Annotated in this window: 6 protein-coding genes and 1 pseudogene; all 7 read left to right on the top strand. The window is 42.5% G+C overall.

The genetic code is table 11. The features are described 5' to 3' along the window. The coding region (locus ABJH90_RS07230) for a gliding motility-associated C-terminal domain-containing protein (protein WP_348138001.1) at positions 1-1,996 on the top strand (1,996 nt) is incomplete at its 5' end. A gap of 13 nt (positions 1,997-2,009) precedes the next feature. Further along, entirely contained in the window at positions 2,010-2,969 is a 960-nt protein-coding gene (locus tag ABJH90_RS07225; protein ID WP_348137999.1) for a type IX secretion system membrane protein PorP/SprF, read from the top strand. 11 nt (positions 2,970-2,980) lie between these two features. Further along, positions 2,981-4,915, top strand: coding sequence for an OmpA family protein (locus ABJH90_RS07220; RefSeq protein ID WP_348137997.1), 1,935 nt, complete (start codon positions 2,981-2,983; stop codon positions 4,913-4,915). A gap of 257 nt (positions 4,916-5,172) precedes the next feature. Next, on the top strand, positions 5,173-8,907 hold the full coding sequence (locus tag ABJH90_RS07215; RefSeq protein WP_348137995.1) for a Calx-beta domain-containing protein: 3,735 nt from the start codon (positions 5,173-5,175) through the stop codon (positions 8,905-8,907). Between the two features lie 33 nt (positions 8,908-8,940). Further along, positions 8,941-13,665, top strand: a complete 4,725-nt coding sequence (locus tag ABJH90_RS07210) for an Ig-like domain-containing protein (RefSeq protein WP_348137993.1) — start codon at positions 8,941-8,943, stop codon at positions 13,663-13,665. 225 nt (positions 13,666-13,890) lie between these two features. Continuing rightward, complete coding sequence (locus ABJH90_RS07205) at positions 13,891-17,280, top strand: FG-GAP-like repeat-containing protein (protein ID WP_348137991.1); 3,390 nt, start codon at positions 13,891-13,893, stop codon at positions 17,278-17,280. A 521-nt stretch (positions 17,281-17,801) separates the two neighbouring features. Next, positions 17,802-19,482, top strand: a pseudogene (locus ABJH90_RS07200) (hypothetical protein); the annotation flags it as partial.

Genomic DNA, 19,482 nt, shown 5'->3' with positions numbered 1-19,482 from the left:
TTGGGACAACCTTGATTGCGATGGAGACGGTGTAACTAACGGTGATGAAGTTACCGATGAAACAGATCCATTAGACTCCTGTGACTTTTTGCTGGCAAGCCAAACGGTGACTCCAACCGATGATTGGAATAACCTTGATTGCGATGGCGATGGTGTAGCTAATGGTGATGAAGTAATGGATTCAACAGATCCATTAGATCCATGCGACTTTAATGCAGACAGTGTAACTCTTGCACCAAGCGGGGATTATTTAATGGCAGATTGCGATGGTGACGGCGTAACAAATGGCGATGAGGCTACAGACGGAACAGATCCGTTAGATGCCTGCGATCTTATATTGGCAAGTCAAACGGTGACTCCAACAATTGATTGGAATAACCTGGATTGTGATGGGGATGGTGTAACCAATGGTGATGAAGTTTCGGATGGTACAGATCCATTAGACTCCTGTGACTTTTTACTGGCAAGCCAAACGGTGACCCCAACTGATGATTGGAATAACCTTGATTGCGATGGCGATGGTGTAACCAATAGTGATGAAGTTGCAGACGGTACGGATCCTTTAGAATCATGCGAATTTTTACTGGCAAGCCAAACGGTAACACCAACCAGTGAATGGGACAACCTGGATTGCGATGGTGATGGTGTTATCAATGGGGATGAAGTTATTGATACAACAGATCCGTTAGATCCATGTGATTTTCTACTGGCGAGTCAAACAGTAACTCCCTCGGAGGAATGGAATCTGCTGGATTGCGATAACGATGGAAATCCTAACGGAACGGATCCCAATCCATTAATGGCAACGGCAATGGATGATTCTGGAACGACTCTTCCTTTAACAGAGATTGTAATTAATATCTTGGAGAACGATGATTTCCTTCCTAACAATGATCCAAATAATCTGGGAACTACATCGATAACCAGAATTGGAGGCGATGCAACCGGAGTAGTTTCTTTTGATCCTGAAACAGGAGAATTATCCTATACTCCATCTGAATCAGAGAACGAGACAAATATTACAATTATCTATGAAGTATGTAATACAGATCCGGATCCGGATGTATGTGCTTCAGCAACAGTTACCATATTTGTATCAGATAATCCAATTGATGCTGTTGATGATGATTTTAGTGAATTTTTGGCTGATGGTATTACCGGTGGTGTCGTAGAAGGAGGTAATATTTTTGATAATGATATTTTGTACGGGATGGCCCTTGATCCAACAGATGTAACCTTAACGTCCACGCCTACAGGTCCATTGACAATAAATCCTGATGGAACCGTAAGTGTAGCTCCTGAAACTGTCCCTGGTACATATACCATAGATTATACGATATGTGAGATTGCAAATCCTATAAATTGTGATACCGCAACAGTAACGGTAATTATTGTTACAATAGATGCTGTTGATGATGACTATACTGATATTTTTATAGATGGCGAAGATGGTGGTGTTTTACCAGATAGTAACGTTTTGGACAATGATACCTTAAATGGACTGGCAGTTGATCCTGACGATGTAACAATTACGTCAACACCAACAGGACCGTTAACAGTAAATACGGATGGCACCATCAGCGTTGCTTCCAATACTCCAACCGGATCGTATAGTATTGAATATACTATATGTGAGAATGAAAACACAACTAATTGTGACACCGCTACCGTTATGGTATTGGTTTCACCAACTAAAATTGTTGAAGTCAATCAATTAGTAACGCCAAATAATGATGGCAGAAATGATTTCTTATTTATCAAAGGAGTAGAAAATGCATTGAATAATTCTCTGAAAATATTTAATAGATGGGGAGTTGCTGTTTACGATGGCAATAACTATAATAATCAAAATAATGTTTTTGATGGTAGATCAAGAGGAAGATCGACAATCAATACTGACGAATATCTGCCGGCGGGGGTATATTTCTATATCTTTGAATACGAAAAAGAGCAGGAAATTATTTCCAAAACAGGTGTTCTCTACATAAGTAAATAATATGCTAAGGTATATGGTAAGTAACAAGTACTACTTTGTCTCTCTGATATTGATTTTAACCACGATTGGAGGTCTATTAGCCCAACAAGATGCACAGTATACACAATATATGTATAACACTATGAGTGTTAATCCTGCGTATGCCGGTTCAAGGGGTCAACTTAGTATTGCCGGTTTATACAGATCACAGTGGGTTGGTCTTGAAGGTTCACCTGAGACATTTACCTTTAATCTACATTCACCTATTCGGAATAGTAAATTGGGTTATGGGGTATCAATTGTAAACGATAATATTGGCGATGGTGTGGTTCAGGAAACCTATTTGGATGCGGTCTTATCTTATACTATTGATGTGTCATTCGAAGGGAAGTTATCTTTTGGTCTGAGTTTTGGCGGTAGTTTATTAAACCTGGATTTTAACGGGCTTAATAATTTTGATGATGAACCTATTTCCGGGGATAATATAGATAATAAATTCTCACCAAACTTTGGTTTGGGGATTTATTACCATACCAATAAATTTTATGTGGGAGTATCGGCTCCCAGGTTAGTAGCTTCGAATTATTTTGATAATTCTCAACAGGATTCCAATAGTGTACAATTCCTTTCCAGAGAAAAAATAAACTTCTATTTAATTACCGGGCTTGTACTTGATCTAGACCGTAACGATCGATTAAAGTTTAAACCAGCCTTATTGACTAAATTAGTTGGGGGTGCCCCCTTGCAAGTAGATCTTTCAGCGAGTTTTTTACTAGATGAAAGGTTTTCCTTTGGGGTGGCCTACAGATGGGATGCCGCTTTCAGTGCATTAATTGGATTTCAATTATCAGATCAGCTAATGCTCGGGCTTGCTTATGATAAGGAAACTACAGAATTGGGAAGTACTCAATTCAATGATGGGTCTTTTGAAATATTCCTTAGATTCGAATTAGTAAAATCATTTCAACGTTTAGTATCGCCTCGTTTCTTTTAAAATTTAGTTAAATGGCAAATAAAATACTCTTTACCTCTCTCCTGACAGTATTTATATTGACAATGACCTTTGCACAGGAAAGAGGAGTACTCAAGGGTAATAAGAAGTATTCAGAATATTCATTTAGTCCTGCAATTGACATATATAAGAAAGTGTTGGACAAGGGATATGTGAGTAGTGATCTCCTTCAAAAATTAGGGAACTCATATTATTTTAATGCTAACTTTGAGGAGGCTGGAAAGGTTTATAAACAGCTCATTGAAAAGTATGGATCCGAAGTAGGTCCGGAATATTATTTTAGGTATGGCCAAACCCTGAAAACACTTGGTGATTATAAGAATTCTGATTCTATCCTGACCCGCTTTGCGGATATGACCTCAAATGATTTGCGTTCAAAAATCCTTAAAACTACAAAGGATTATATGGAAGAAATTGCCAGAAATTCAGGCCGCTATGACATTGACCTTTTTGAGTACAATTCTAAATATTCAGATTTTGCACCAGCATTTTACAAAGAAGGTTTAATCTTTTCTTCTGACAGGGATACCGGAAATCTGGCCAAATACAGACATACGTGGAATTCCAGAGATTTTTTGGACATATATAAAGTAAATGCTGACAGTAGTTCTAGTAACACTGTAGTAAAGATGAATATGATAAATTCCAGACTGCATGAATCCACGTCTGTTGCTACAAAAGATGGTAATACGATTTATTTTACGCGGAATAACTTTATTGATGGTAAATCAACAAAAGACGATGAGGGGATTGTGCGATTAAAGGTTTTTAGGATTATTTGGAAGGATGGCCAATGGTCAAATCTGGAAGAGTTACCCTTCAATGGTGACGGTTATTCAGTTGCACACCCTGCCTTAAGTCCAGATGAAAAAACGCTTTATTTTGCCTCAGATATGCCAGGTTCACTAGGGGAATCTGATATTTATAAGGTTACTATTAATGAAGATGGTACTTTTGGAACGCCTGAAAATTTAGGACTACCCATAAACACAGAAGCTAGGGAAACTTTCCCTTTCGTTAGTAGTGAAAACATCCTTTATTTCTCATCGGATGGTCATCCGGGTCTTGGAGGTCTGGATATTTTCGGAATTAAAATCAAAAATGGCGGTTTTACTAGATCTGTATTAAATGTAGGAGAGCCTGTAAATAGTAAATGGGATGATTTTTCCTATATTATTAATGAAGACAATAAAAGGGGTTATTTTGCATCAAATCGCGCCGAAGGGATGGGAGCGGATGATATTTACGGTTTTTTGGAAACCAGACCTTTAATTTTTGAATGTCTCCAACCAATAACTGGTACCGTTCGCGATAAAATATCCAACGAGGTACTTGTAGGTGCCACTGTCAAAGTGATAAATGAGGATAATGAAGAAATTTTATCAGCAATAACAGATAACAGAGGAAACTATACACTTAGTTGTGATTGCAATCAGGGAAATTTTGTTAGAGCACAAACCCAGGGTTATATGCCCGCGGAAGAATATTTGCCAATATCTAATGGTAAAGCAACAATCATTGATTTTTATTTAGAACGCGAAATTATCAAAGCAGGTTTTGGGGATGATTTGGCCAAATTGTTACAATTGAGCACCATATATTTCGATTTCGGTAAATACGATATTAGGCGCGATGCGGAAATAGAAATTCAAAAAGTAATCGCGGCAATGGAAAAATATCCTAGCCTTAAAATAAAAGCCAATTCACACACAGATAGCAGAGGACCCGATTCCTTTAATCTATGGTTATCTCAAAAAAGGGCTGAGTCTACAGTGAATTATATGATATCTCAGGGGATAAGCTCTGAGCGTCTTGAAGGCGAAGGTTACGGGGAAACCCGCCTGGTAAACGAGTGCGATGATGGCGTAAAATGTTCCGGAGAAAAGCACCAGTTAAATCGCAGGTCGGAGTTTATTATTCTCGAATAAATTTATTGGATAATCCAAGATTTTAAAGCGGCTTCTTTTTGGTAGCTGCTTTTTTGTTTGGTAGCATTTAAAGTCACTAATTGTAGGGCTTCATCGTTAAAAAACACCCAGATAATCTTTAGAATTCACCACGGATTTTGCACTATACTTCGTTAACCCTGCTTTTCACTAGAGGAATTAGCACTTATACAACAAATATTTAATAGTCCGGATGATCATAGGTATTTTTGATACTTATTGCTATACCTACTTGTAAAATGAAATATAATCCCCTGTTGTTTTTCTTGATCCTTCTGGCCCTTTTGGGTTCAGCAGTTCAAACTTATGGACAGGGAACTTTCCTGGATAATTTCAATACTGTCTCATATTCCAACAATAACGGTACGGCGAATTTTGCAACCAATTGGGTAGAAACCAATGAAGGCACAAATCCATCCAGTGGTAGAATATTGATAAACAGCAATCAGCTACGATTTCGGAATTTAGATAATAGGTACATAACCAGAACTCTGGATCTTTCAACGGCTACTTCAACTACTTTAACACTAGACTACCAGAGAACAAACGGAAATGAATCCATACGGGTACAGTTATTTGATGGAAGCTCGTTTAATACCAGAGCTACATTGGCGGGAACCGGTTCAGTCAATTATACCCTTACGGCAGCGGAAATGTCAAATGCGTCTGCGATCAGATTTATTACTGGTAGTGGTAACTGGGGAAACAGTGAAACTATTTTTATAGACAATGTACAGTTTGTGGCAATATCAACACCATTTATTTCTATAGATGATGTGTCGGTCAATGAGAACGCAGGGACAGCTACTTTTACGGCCACCCATTTGGGTCTTCCAACCGGGGGTCCATTTACGGTAAACTATCAAACTGTGGATGGCACGGCTATCGCAGGAAGTGATTATACGGCTATTGCAGGAGGTATATTAAGTTTTAACGGAACGGTTGGAGATACAGAACAAATAACGGTTTCGATAAGCGATGATGCCATATTTGAATCCGTTGAAACCTTTAGTATTCAACTTACAGGAACTTCTGATGGCTCAGTTGATATTAGTGATACGGGTACGGGGTCTATAAATGATAATGAAGTGGTTTTGGGGAATACTCCCTTAGCCCTTTTTCGTGAATTTGATGGATATATGGACTATACCTCAACGGCCGGTACGCTTAGAACTCAACCGGATTCTGTAGATCCATGTGCCATTACCACTTCTTCCTCAAACACGTTAACTTCATCAGTACCCGCTGGGGCAACTATTGAAGGAGCCTATTTGTATTGGGCTCATTCCGGTACTACCCTGGATTCCCAGGTTACTTTTGAGGGTACTACGGTCAATGCAGATATGGCTTATACGACAACGGAATTTGGTTTGACCTTTTATGGATTAGTCAGTGATGTGACCTCCCTAATTGCAGGAATTCCTGATCCATCCACCAATGTCTATGATTTTTCAGGATTGTCCGTAGACAATACAGGTTCATATTGCAGTACCACCGTCGTTTTAGGAGGGTGGTCATTAATTGTTTTTTATTCGCATCCAAGTCTGCCAGCAGCTACGATCAACCTCTATCAGGGATATGATGGCAATCAGTATTCTTCTTCCACTTTTTCATTAAGTGGATTTTATGCCATTGGCTCAACAGGGGCAAAAACTACTGCTCTTTCCTGGGAAGGTGATCAAAACCGTACTGGTAGCGAATCATTGCAATTCACAGCTCCATTATCAGGGACTAACAAACTTGTTGGAGATGGAGATAATGACGGCGTGACTACAGACAATCCATTTAACTCCACTTTATATGACAATACAACGGCCCCGGTGGTAAATAACACTGGCAATTATGGCGTTGATCTGGATACATATGACGTTTCTTCGTATATCTTACCTGGCGAAACATCGGCCACCACCCAGATCAATGTAGGGATTGATTATGTAATTATGAACGCGGTAGTTCTCAAGGTACCCTCCAATTTAATTACCGGAAGGGTCTTTGAAGATGCTAACTACGGCGGAGGTGTCGGAAGAAACTATACAGCAGCTTCCGGTGTGGGCTTAGCCGGGGTAACAGTTGAATTGTACGACTCGGTGGGTACCCTTGTGGACACCCAAACTACAGATGTTTCAGGAACTTATGTATTCGCCGGGATGGTCAATGATACCTATAATATGCGCGTTGTAAATGGAAGCGTTAGATCGTCAAGGCCAGGAGGAAGTGCATGCGTAAGTTGTATGCCTGTCCAGACCTTTAAAACCGAATATATTGCCAGTACCCTGGTGGAAAGGACTAACGAAGTGGGTGGGGCAAACCCGGCTGCCGCAGATACCGGTGCTGGAGTTTTTGCCGGGGCACAAACTTTAGCTTCCGTGACTATATCTAATGAAGGTGTAGCCGGCCTGGACTTCGGATTCAATTTTAATACAATTGTGAATACGAATGAAGATGCTCAGGGCTCATTAGAACAGTTTATTGTAAATAGTAATAATCTGGGGGAAGCTGGACTCGATATTGAAGCCAATGGTATTTTTGATCCGGCTGCCGGAGAAGATACATCCATTTTTATGATACCACCTACAGGTGATTTGCTTGGTCGGGCTGCCGACTCTAATTATGCAGGTGGTATATTTGACATTTTTATAACAGATGGCGCTCAGCTTTCTATAATCACGGGCGATGATACGATCATAGATGGTAGAACTCAAACCGCATACTCAGGAGATACCAATTCAGGCACCATTGGATCAGGTGGCGCTGCAGTAGGTGTTTCTGCTACATTGCTTCCAAACTTTGATTTACCTGAAATACAGGTTCATGGTGATAAAAAAGATGTTTTTAGACCGGAGGGTACAAATAATACAATCCGTAATTTGTCTATATACGCCAACGAAAAGGCGGGAATCCTGGTAAATGCGGGTACCGCATTTATTTATGAAAATTTATTGGGCGTAAATGCCGTAGGTGTAAAATCCGGGAATATTGAGTATGCCGCACAAATAACTGGAGGCCAAGCTACAATAGCAAGAAATTATATTAGTGGCTCTAACTTGGCCGGGATTCATGTTGATGGGGGAACTTCTACGGTAATAGAATACAATCATATATATCAAAATGGAGCAGTGAATACATGTAGGGATAATATTTTAATTGAAAATGGTTCAGGGATTAACATAAGATATAACCTCATAAATGAAAGTGCAGGAGTCGGTATTGAAGGGGACGATTATGCAAGCGGACTAATAATTACTGAAAATACAATTACGAATAATGGGATTAATACAGTAACCTGTGGTGGAATTTTTCATGATGCGGGGATCAGATTAAAAGCTGATGATGCCACAATTTCCAATAACATTATCCATGGCAACCTGGGACCGGGCGTTGTTGTGGCAGACAAAACAGGAATATTGATATCTCAAAACTCCATATACAATAACGGGGTCCGTGCTGATGCACTTGGTATTGATCTGGATGATTCCAATAAAATGGGTGATGGTGTTACCCTTAACGATAACGGCGATACTGATAATGGTCCTAACAACTTATTAAACTTTCCAATTATAACTAGTGCTTATATGTCGGGCAACAATCTGGTAATCAAAGGTTGGGCAAGACCGGGGGCTACTGTAGAGGTTTTTCTTACCGATATTAATGAAGGAACTGCCACAGCTGGAGATAACGAATTAGGATTCAGTGCGGACTATGGAGAAGGTCAGGTGTATCTGGGAACTGCCGTTGAAGGTAGTGGAGCCGACGCAGACGGAGGAAGCTCTTCCTATACAGACTTAGACGGTAATACCGATAATACAAACCGCTTCCATTTTAGTATTGCAATCCCACCTATGGCATCTATAGGTGATTTTATAACGGCTACGGCTACCCTAAGCAACAGTACTTCTGAATTTTCTCCGATGAGTATCCTGAAAGTACAAACAGTCATTACCAACCGGAGAATTACATATAGGGTAAATAACTAACGAATTTAAATCAAGGACAATTTAAATCATATAATGGGGTTAAGGCAATTTTTTAAAGAACATATTACGCTCTCAGCAATTGTAATCTTATTATGTTTTGCCCGTGTCTCTTCTCAGGCTACTACCATACCGGAAGGCTCCCTGGTCATTGATATGGGCGTAGTTCCCCAGACCATTGAAAACGGTTTGAAACCTTACGGCCTGGCTTATGAGTTGATCAACAACCGCAAGGTCCCGGTGGTGTGGGCCATCAATACTTCCAAAGCAAAGGACGGCGTGGATTTTACCGTGGATGGACGGGAGTTCCGTGGAGGGCCATTTATAGTCATGGAGCAATTCCTGGACGATCCGGCGGTACAGGCAACCCTAAGCACCTGGCAGTCCAAGGGGGTCATCACCTACACAACCCTTTCTGATGTAGTCGTTGACGTATACCGGGAAATCAATATATGGCCTAAATGGGTGCTGGACCAGGCCAATGGAAATATAGCAAAGGCCTACCTAGATTTGGCTGAGATCCCCCCCAATGCATATGCTATAGGACTTCCATCGGATCTGGATGCCTGTGACGACCTTTTTATCCTGCCTCACGCAGATCCCACCTGGGCAGACCATGGCTACCTCTATGAATGGAATAAATCATTCGCTGATGGCGGAAGTGAAGGCTGGATATGGTCCGGATGCCACGCGGTTAGTGTATTCGAGGCATTGGTAAATCCACTAGATCCCAGCGAGCGCATGAATTTTCTTGCGGAAGATCCTTCTCCCTTTCCCGATCCACTAAATCCAGGTATAGATGGGTATGCACTGATCGACTTCGGGGATCACGATGATGGTTCGGGTGGACCTTATTTGTATTCGAATCCCACAGACTCTTTTATGCAATTTTTGGGCACCCTGGACGGTGCTACCGAAAATGGCTCAGAGCAGGTCTACCTACCCTATCCCACGGGTGGCTGGAGGCCGAGTACAACAGTTGCCGTCTGGGACCCCAACCAATCGGATGTACTGAGCGGCGATTCGCCCGGCTTGGCAGCCAAACTGGCTTACGGCCATGCTTTTGGGGATACGGATCGGGGGAAAGTAATGTATGAAGGCGGGCATAGCCTGAATAACGGTGCCGATAGCGAGCGCATTGCCGCCATTCGGGCTTTCCTGAACTTTTCATTTGATGCGCCTGCAAAAAAGGCGCCCAGCCTAACAGACAACACACCAGTACCTTTGGTTGTTGAAGGAGGGGATTCGATTTCCTTTGATGTGGATGCCTCCTCCACAGCTGGCAATACCTACGCATTTATCTGGAGCAGCACCTGTTCCGGGGGATCCTTCAGTGGGACTACCAGCACGGGTAATAATTCTCAAACCACTTTTGCGACTACTCTGGTCGTGGCCCCAGAGCAATGCATTATTACCCTCCGCGTAATCGATTTCTGCGGCAGGGAGAGTTTTAAATCCTATGGGATTACTATAGTGCCGCCGCCCTTTGCGCCGGTTGCCAATGATGATTTTTATGCGACCTATAATACAAATAGCCGCACTTTTGAACCACTTACCAACGATACGGATATCAACGAGAATCTCGACCCGGGATCCCTCACCGCTGTTTCACCCCTGAATATCCCGGGCGAAGGGGTTTATACCATCAATCCGGATAACACTGTAACCTTCACTCCGGATTTGAGTTTTACAGGGACTTCCACACTGACCTATAGCATCTGTGATGATACGCCGCCTGGAGATGGCGGGCCACTTTGTGACACAGCGACTATCAGTATAGATGTTGTAGCAAGTGGTTGCGGGCTAGGGGAAGTCGTTGGTGGTACTACCTCCTACTCGGCAGCAATCGTTAGCTCCAACAAATGGAAAGACGCAGACCGGGCAATCGGTGCCCCGGACACCCAATTTTCCATGTCGGATGAAGACGGTACGGCCTTTCTGATACTCGACTTGGGGGGAAATGCACGTATCGGGTCGCAGATCCAGTTCCGGATGGCCAGCGATGATGGGAATTCCTATTCCGGGACAATTGACGCTGCCACAACTCCGATAGGTTTCCCAAATAACCCGACCGCTGTCACTGTGACAACACAGGATCCGACTTTTGATATCATTACCCTGGAAGTTTCCGAAGCGGGAACACGCTATGTACGGATTGATGGAGCAAAGAAGCTAATATTGGAATCCGTTACCTATGAGCAGAAAACCTGTCTGCCGCCTCCAACAGCCCCGGTGGCTAATGATGATTTCTACGCCACCTACAATACCAATACCACCACCTTTGATCCAACAGCCAACGATACGGATGTCAATGACAATCTCGACCTAGCCTCGATCAATGCTGTTTCACCCTTAAGTATTCCAGGGGAAGGAGTGTATACGATAAATCCGGACTATACGATCAGTTTTGATCCGGAAGGGGGCTTTACCGGTACGTCAACCTTGACCTACAGTATCTGTGATGATACGCCTTTCGGGGATGGTGGCCCACTCTGCGATACCGCAACCATAAGCGTGGATGTAGTTCCCAGCAGTTGCGGCCCGGGTGAAGTAGTAGGGGGCATTACGTCTTATGCAGTTGCAGCAGTAAGCTCGAACAAGTGGAAGGATATCAACCGGGCGCTGGGGGCGTCTGATGCACAGTATTCTAAATCGGATGACGATGTAACGGCATTTGTAATCCTGGACCTGGGGGCAAATGCCCGGATCGGGTCCGAGATACGCTTCCGGATGGCCAGTGAGGATGGTAACCCATATGCGGGAACTGTGGATGCAGCGACCACTACCACAGGGTTTCCTAATAATCCTTTAGCGGTCGATATATCTACACTGCCACCTGCTTATGAGGAAATCACATTGTATGTGAGTGAATTGGGAACGCGTTATGTCCGGATCAGTGGTGCCAAGAAACTCGTGCTGGAGTCCGTGGAATATGATGGTGAAGTCTGTCTGCCGGGGCCAACAGCACCTGTGGCGAATAACGATATTTATGGGACATACACTACCAGTGCCATCAGTTTCAATCCAATAGAAAATGATACCGATGTGAATAATAATATCAACCCGGCTTCTCTGAGCGCTACTTCGGCCTTAAGTATTCCCGGAGAAGGGGTTTTTGAAATAAACCCCGACAATACTATAAGCTATTATCCGGAACCAGGCTTTGTTGGTACCACCACCCTTAGCTATAGTATTTGTGACGATACCTCTTTGGGAGATGGAGGCCCCCTTTGTGATACTGCAACGATAAGTATAGATGTGGTTGCCAGTCCATGCGGACCAGGGGAATATCCTGGTGCTGTAACCGCTTATGCAACTTCAGAGGTCAGTTCAAATAATTGGAAAGACAATAACCGGGCATTGGGTGCCCCTAACTCCCAATTTTCTCGATCAAATGATGATAGTAATGCCTTTATTATCCTGGACCTCGGAGGCAATGCTCAGGTCGGATCCCAAATACAGTTCCGTCTTGCCAGTCTTGATGGAATTTTGCATGTGGGGACCTTAGATGGAGCGACTACAACTACCGGATTTCCCAATAATCCGGTGAATGTAAATGTATCAACCCAAATACCAAGCTTTATAACAACTTCGCTCCCTGTAATTGAGAGCGGAATACGCTATGTACGTATAAGCGGCCCCAAAAATTTTGTCTTGGAATCTGTAAGTTACCAGTTGGAAACCTGCCTGCCACTGCCCTTAGTCTCTGCGGTTTCTGATGACTTTCTCGGTTCACCAATAGAAGGGGAAGTTGGCGGGATTGCGGGGGATGCAACTACGAACGATACACTTGACGGATTGCCAGTAGACGATGGTGATTTTTTTATAACACTGCTCGACTCAGGAGGACTACCTGGAGTAAACCTTGACGCAACCGGTACCATTATTATTGACCCCGGGGCACTTGAAGGTATTTATACCCTAACCTATCAAATATGTGAAAAGGCACACCCTGGCAATTGTGATACAGCGACCGTACAGGTAAGAATACAGGAAGACGCGGACAGCGATGGTATTGCAAACCATATTGACCTGGATGATGACAATGACGGTATTCTTGATACGGATGAATCCGGCAGCACCAATCCCACTGCAGATTCCGATAATGATGGGATTCCGAATTACAGGGATGCTGATTTCTGTTCCTTGAACGGCTTTTCCATATGCGCCAACATGGATGCAGATTCGGATGGAATACCCAACCACATAGATCTTGACAGTGATAGGGATGGTTGTTTTGATGTACTTGAAGCCGGATTTACAGATGACAACGGGGATGGGCTACTTGCCGACCTGCCCTTGACGGTCGATGCCAATGGACTGGTAACGGCAACAAACCAAACGAATGGTTTTACGACTCCATTGGATATGGATGCCAGTGGGACCTACGATTTTTTGGAGGCTGGAGCTTCTCCGTCCATATTCGTAAATCCGTCAGATGTTGTGGCTTTTGCAGGACAGGCCACGTCATTCTCGGTCACCGCCTTCGACACCAACCAATACCAATGGCAGGTTAGCGAAGACGGAGGGTCTAGCTTCATGGATTTATCTGATAACGCAATTTATTCCGGAACCTCCACCCCCGTTTTAAACCTGAACGCCTCCTCGGTGGAAATGAATGGATTTCAGTACCGGGCAGTGGTAAATAACAACGCTTATATATGTGGCTCCACCGAAACTTCCGAAGCAGCCACCCTCACTGTTAAAGTTTCTTCCGTTATCACTAACCGCCGGATCACCTATCGGGTGAATCCGAACTAAAAGGTAATTTCGTCCTATAATTCTTACAAATATTAAATGTAAACATCTAATTACTAGGAATTTATAGTTTATTTTATACCAATATACAACATCTTTACCCTCTTTGACAGTAGATTTGATTCCTTACACAACAATTATTTTTTAACACCTCCTATTTCACGGACCTTTACCGCACGAGGGTACCATACTGAGCTGATTGTTATTACCTAAGCCAGTTTCTCTATTATGCAGACCGTGATAAAAACGACATTCTGTGTTTCCCCCAAACTAGATGTATTTGTATTTGCCTTGATTCTTGTCCTGGCTCAGACAATGTACGCTCAAACTACTTTTACCGAAAGTGCAGCAGCTTACGGACTTAATATTGGTGGTACCAAAGATGGGGGTCATGCCTGGGCAGATTATGATTTGGATGGGGATTTTGACCTGGTCATTAACACCAATGGTCGAGGTTATCTAATGCGAAATGATGGCGGAGGATTTTCAGATCAAACAGCAGCTTTGGCGCCAGATTTTCTGGGAGGAACGTTGGGGCGTACTGCACTATTCGTAGATTTTAACAATGATGGTTACCCTGATGTGTTTAGAAATAAGCATAATGATTTGCGCATATATCTTCAGGACCCTGTTACCAATAGGTTTGGGGATGGACTAGGGGGTACTGCTCCCAATCAACGGTTTACAACTCTTACCGATGGTATGAACACAGAAGGTGCTGGAGCTTTAGATTATGATGGCGATGGAGATCTGGATCTGTTTGTAGACAACCACAATTTTGGTATTGATATCTTACAGAATGACGGGGCTGGAAATTTTACCCATGTAACCAGGAAGGCTGATAGCCCAAATCCGCCATACAATGCAGGAAACCCTACTACCTGGCCATTAGGTCTCGTACAGGATGCAACTGACGGGGATTATGGTTCGGCCACTGATTTTAATGATGATGGTTGGGTGGATATCGTGGTACGAAAACGGGACCAGGTAGACCTCTTTACCAACCTCGGGGGGTCTTTCCAAAATGGGGTAGATATAGATCAGGCCCTTAACAGTAATAAAGGAGCGGTGGCTTTTTACGATTTTGACAATGATGGCGATTTTGATCTGTTCTGGACCGAAAATGGCAATAACCAAATACATCGAAATAATGGTGATGGTACCTGGACCGCCCTTGGGGCCGGTACAGGAATTCCCATTAATTTTCCCGGACAAATAGAAGGTCTTGCTTGTGGGGATGTGGATAATGACGGGGATATTGACATTTTTTTAACAGGTAATAGCACAAGTAAACTCTATTATAATCAAGGAGCTATGACCTTTGTTGATTCAGGCCTGACATTTAATGCTGCGGCTGGTGAGGGTTGTACGTTTGTTGATGTGGATCAGGATGGTGATTTAGACCTATATGCCAATAGGACAGGGAATAATAGACTATATATAAATAATTTGTCTGCAGCTAGCAGACCTAATCATCTCTATATAGACATCACTGAGGATAGAGATGCTTTTGGCCTTATCAATACGGAAGAACGATTTGGAGTGGGAGCAACTTCCAAGATATTGGATTGTGATGGGAACGTAATTTCTGGTACCCGAGAAGTTAATGGAGGTTATGGACATGGTACCCAAGGCCCGGGAAGAATCCATTTTGGATTACCGGGCGGGCCACTTACTCCAATAGTAGTAGAAGTATCCTTTCCAAGGACAAGCGGTGGAAGAATTGTAGTACGGCAACAATTAAGGCCCAATGATTATTTTAATGGGAGTATTAATTTGTTGGATATTTTTCCCGACTCGGCTAATGAACCACCTACGGCAACGGATGAATATATTACCGTAGTAGAAGGGGGAAATACAACTTTTGATCCTTTATTGGATAATGGCAATGGAGCTGATATTGATCCGGAGGGGGAACCTTTGGAGGTGATATCAGTAACTCCGCCTGGTAATGGTATAGCAGTTTTAAATGGTGATGGCACTGTAACCTATACCCCAACACCGGGATTTTCTGGAAATGATCAATTTACCTATACCATAAGAGACAACGCAAACTGTACCTTTACTTCTGAAGAGGATACAGCTACCATTTACATTACTGTATTTCCCGATTCTGATGGTGATACTGTCCCTGATAATACAGATCTGGATGATGACAATGACGGGATCCCAGATGATGATGAACTTGGGATACTACTCAATAATAACCAACCGGCTTGTGGAGGGGAAACCTCCATGGATTTTAGTGCTGCGGCTTCGCTCGAGTCAGGTACGGCATTGCAACAGGGAGCGGTTTACAGAATAGCTAATGTTACAACAGGTACAGATGCCTTAATTACCATTGAATTCATATATAATGCCACCGTGGCTAATATTGATAATAATGGTTCTGAGGCAGCAAATTTTAAACCACAAACTGCATTTAATCTTCCCAATATAGGGGATCAGGCTTATGTAGAATACAAAATTGAATTTGTAACTTCAGGGGGATCAACACCGGTAATTATTCCGGAATTCTTTATGAATTTTAATGATATTGATGGGGGTGCTAACTATGGGGAACAAAACTGGGTGGATAATCCAGCTTCTTATACTATTGACAATCCTACTGAATTGACTATTACACAAGATGGTTCCTGGGTTATCGCAACGGCTGGATTTGTAGATCATCCGGGTTCCAGTAATGTGGATCCGGAAGTAAATCTGAGTGTCAGCTATACTTCTAAATCAGAGATGTCATTGCGTGTAGGTGCAGTGGCCAGGGTTCCCGGGGCTTCAGCAGGGGGAAGACAACACAGTATTGAATTTAATTGTGTAACCAATTTTCTTGGTCCGGAAACCTACGGAATGGATAATGATTCAGACGGAATAGCAAACCATCTAGATTTGGACAGCGATAATGATGGGATTTATGATGCGGTAGAAGCAGGTCATAACAGACCTCACATCAATGGCGTTGTTAATGGAACTTATGGCGCCAATGGTCTGGTAAATATTGTAGAAACTGTTGCAGAGAGTGGAATAATCAATTACACAATCGCTAATTCTGATGGTACGGACCCACCAGATTATCTGGATACAGATAGCGACGATGACGGCTGTAGTGATGCCAATGAGGCCTATAATAACGCGAATGCTGATGGGGGAGATAATGAATATTATGATACCGGTAATCCACCTGCAACAGATGGTATGGGACGAGTAACAGCGGCCACCTATCCTATTCCTGTTGATATTAATAGCAATAGTACGCCAGATTACATGGAAGCAGATGGAGCTCCTGTAATAACGACTCAACCCATAGATACCAATGTTTGTCCCGGATGTGATACCACAATTTTCGTAGCTGCCTCTGATGCGGATTCGTTTCAATGGCAAATATATAATGGTTCAATTTGGGTCGATTTGACGGATACAGGGATCCATAGTGGTACTTCCACAAATACTCTGGTAATTACTAATGCGTCAGCCTCAGATGACGGTAATCAGTATCGGGTTGTGCTATCTAATACCATGTACATTTGTAGCACAATTACTTCCAATTCTGTAACGCTGAGCATTCGTGTTAACACCGTGATAACCAATAAAAAAATCACATTTAGGGTTAACAAAAATTAAGTTGAGTTTTACTCCAAAAAAAAGTCTCAATAAGGATTTTTCTTACATGTACCCTTCGGTAAGTGTTGCTATAAGTGGGATGATCGACCAATGAATTTTGCAAGAAAAAATGATAATTTTCGATGAACACCTCAATTATTTAACCCTAGACTCTGAATAATGTCACTTACACAACAAATATTTTCCCAGCGCAGTCATAGGGTTAATTTTGTAATGTGTAATTAAACCGTTTGAATAATAAACAATTGATTAATGGTTTAATCAACCCCCAGATTATGAATAACTTGACCAACTTAATGAAGTTTAATCAGGCTAGGGTTCCCTTCGGACCATGGAGCAATTTCTTCCGGCCTAAACAAATTTCTTTTTCGTTCGGAAAAAGATATTCCCATTGTCAATTTAATGTTGGTTAATCTCTTATTAAAATATGATCCAGATCATATTATGGGAGACAGCCAAATAAGGTTTATTACACAGGTAGAACTATTAAGTTGAAAAAAATATTAGGTAAAGATATAGTCATGAAATTAAGACTCTTATTATTAGTATTTCTGGTATCCGGATTTGCTTTTGCACAAACCACGGTTACGCTGCAGGATCAGTGCAACTGTGAGGTCCTGAGTGGGACCCTAGTTACTGTGCCGGGAGCAATCAATCCATCAGGGGCAGATACAGGAGATATTTATGTAAATACAAACACCGGGACCATTTATTTTTGGGATGGTGATAGCTGGGAGTTAACATCAACCGATGACCAGCAACTTCAGAACTTTAATTTTAATGGGGCAACAAATACTCTGACTTTAGATATTGAAGATGGTAATACTGTTTCAGTAGATTTATCTTCTCTTAGTAATAGCGGAACAGATGATCAGGCACTTACCCTGGCAGGTAATATCCTTACTTTAGAAGATGGTGGTACCGTAAATCTTGCACCATATTTAGACAATACAGATGATCAACTTATAACTGCCTTTAGTTTAGATGCAAGTAATATTCTTACGATTACTTTAGAGAATGGAAATACAAGAACCGTTGATCTGTCTGCCCTTGTAGGTACCGATGATCAAACTGCAACAGAAGTAAATTATGACAATACAACCTCAGGCTTAACGGCCATCAACGTACAGGATGCAATCGATGAGATCAATGCAGCTGCCGGAACGGTGGCTTTGGTTGATAATGGTGATGGCACCTATGACTTTACCGATGCCGGTGGAGCAGTGACTACAATAAGTGATACCTCTATTTCTACTTTAGTAGATAATGCAGACGGTACTTATACCTATACCGATGAGACAGGGGCAACCCAAACCATTGATACCAATGCAAGTGCAAATCCATATAGTAATGCTGTTTCAGGCCTTACGGCTACCAACGTACAGGACGCTATTGATGAAATCAATTCAGCTGCCGGAACGGTAGCTTTAGTAGATAATGGTGATGGCACCTATGACTTTACCGATGCCGGTGGAGCAGTGACTACAATAAGTGATACCTCCATTTCTACCTTGGTAGATAATGCGGATGGTACATACACGTATACTGATGAGACAGGGGCAACCCAGACTATTGATACCAATGCAAGTGCAAATCCATACAGTAATGCTGTTTCAGGCCTAACGGCTACCAATGTACAGGATGCGATAGATGAGATCAATGCAGCTGCCGGAACGGTGGCTTTGGTTGATAATGGTGATGGCACCTATGATTTTACCGATGCCGGTGGTGCGGTAACCACTATAAGTGATACCTCTATTTCCACATTGGCGGACAATGCGGACGGCACCCTAACATACACAAACGAAGATGGGATAGCTACTATCTTTGATGCAAAGATCGCCACGGTTGTAGACAACCTTGATGGAACGTATACTATTACAGACGACTTTGGCACTTCGGTGACCATCGATACCAATAATGTTATCACCACCCTGGTAGACAACGGGGATGGCAGTTTTACCTATACCTCAGAGGATGGTACAATTACCACTTTTACAGAAACCCTGAGCGGGTTAGTAGATAATGGTAACGGTACTTTTACCTATACGAACGAAGATGGGATAGCTACTACCTTTGATGCAAAGATCGCCACGGTTGTAGACAATCTTGATGGAACGTATACTATTACAGACGACTTTGGCACTTCGGTGACCATCGATACCAATAATGTTATCACCACCCTGGTAGACAACGGGGATG

This window comes from Eudoraea sp., from assembly GCF_039969275.1.
Classification (GTDB): domain Bacteria; phylum Bacteroidota; class Bacteroidia; order Flavobacteriales; family Flavobacteriaceae; genus Eudoraea.
Note: the sequence above shows the minus strand (reverse complement) of the source record. Positions and strands in the feature narration are given on the sequence as shown.

Coding starts and splice junctions, on each gene's coding strand:
- ABJH90_RS07225 (WP_348137999.1), top strand. CDS start 2,010: ATGGTAAGTAACAAGTACTACTTTGTCTCTCTGATATTGATTTTAACC.
- ABJH90_RS07220 (WP_348137997.1), top strand. CDS start 2,981: ATGGCAAATAAAATACTCTTTACCTCTCTCCTGACAGTATTTATATTG.
- ABJH90_RS07215 (WP_348137995.1), top strand. CDS start 5,173: ATGAAATATAATCCCCTGTTGTTTTTCTTGATCCTTCTGGCCCTTTTG.
- ABJH90_RS07210 (WP_348137993.1), top strand. CDS start 8,941: ATGGGGTTAAGGCAATTTTTTAAAGAACATATTACGCTCTCAGCAATT.
- ABJH90_RS07205 (WP_348137991.1), top strand. CDS start 13,891: ATGCAGACCGTGATAAAAACGACATTCTGTGTTTCCCCCAAACTAGAT.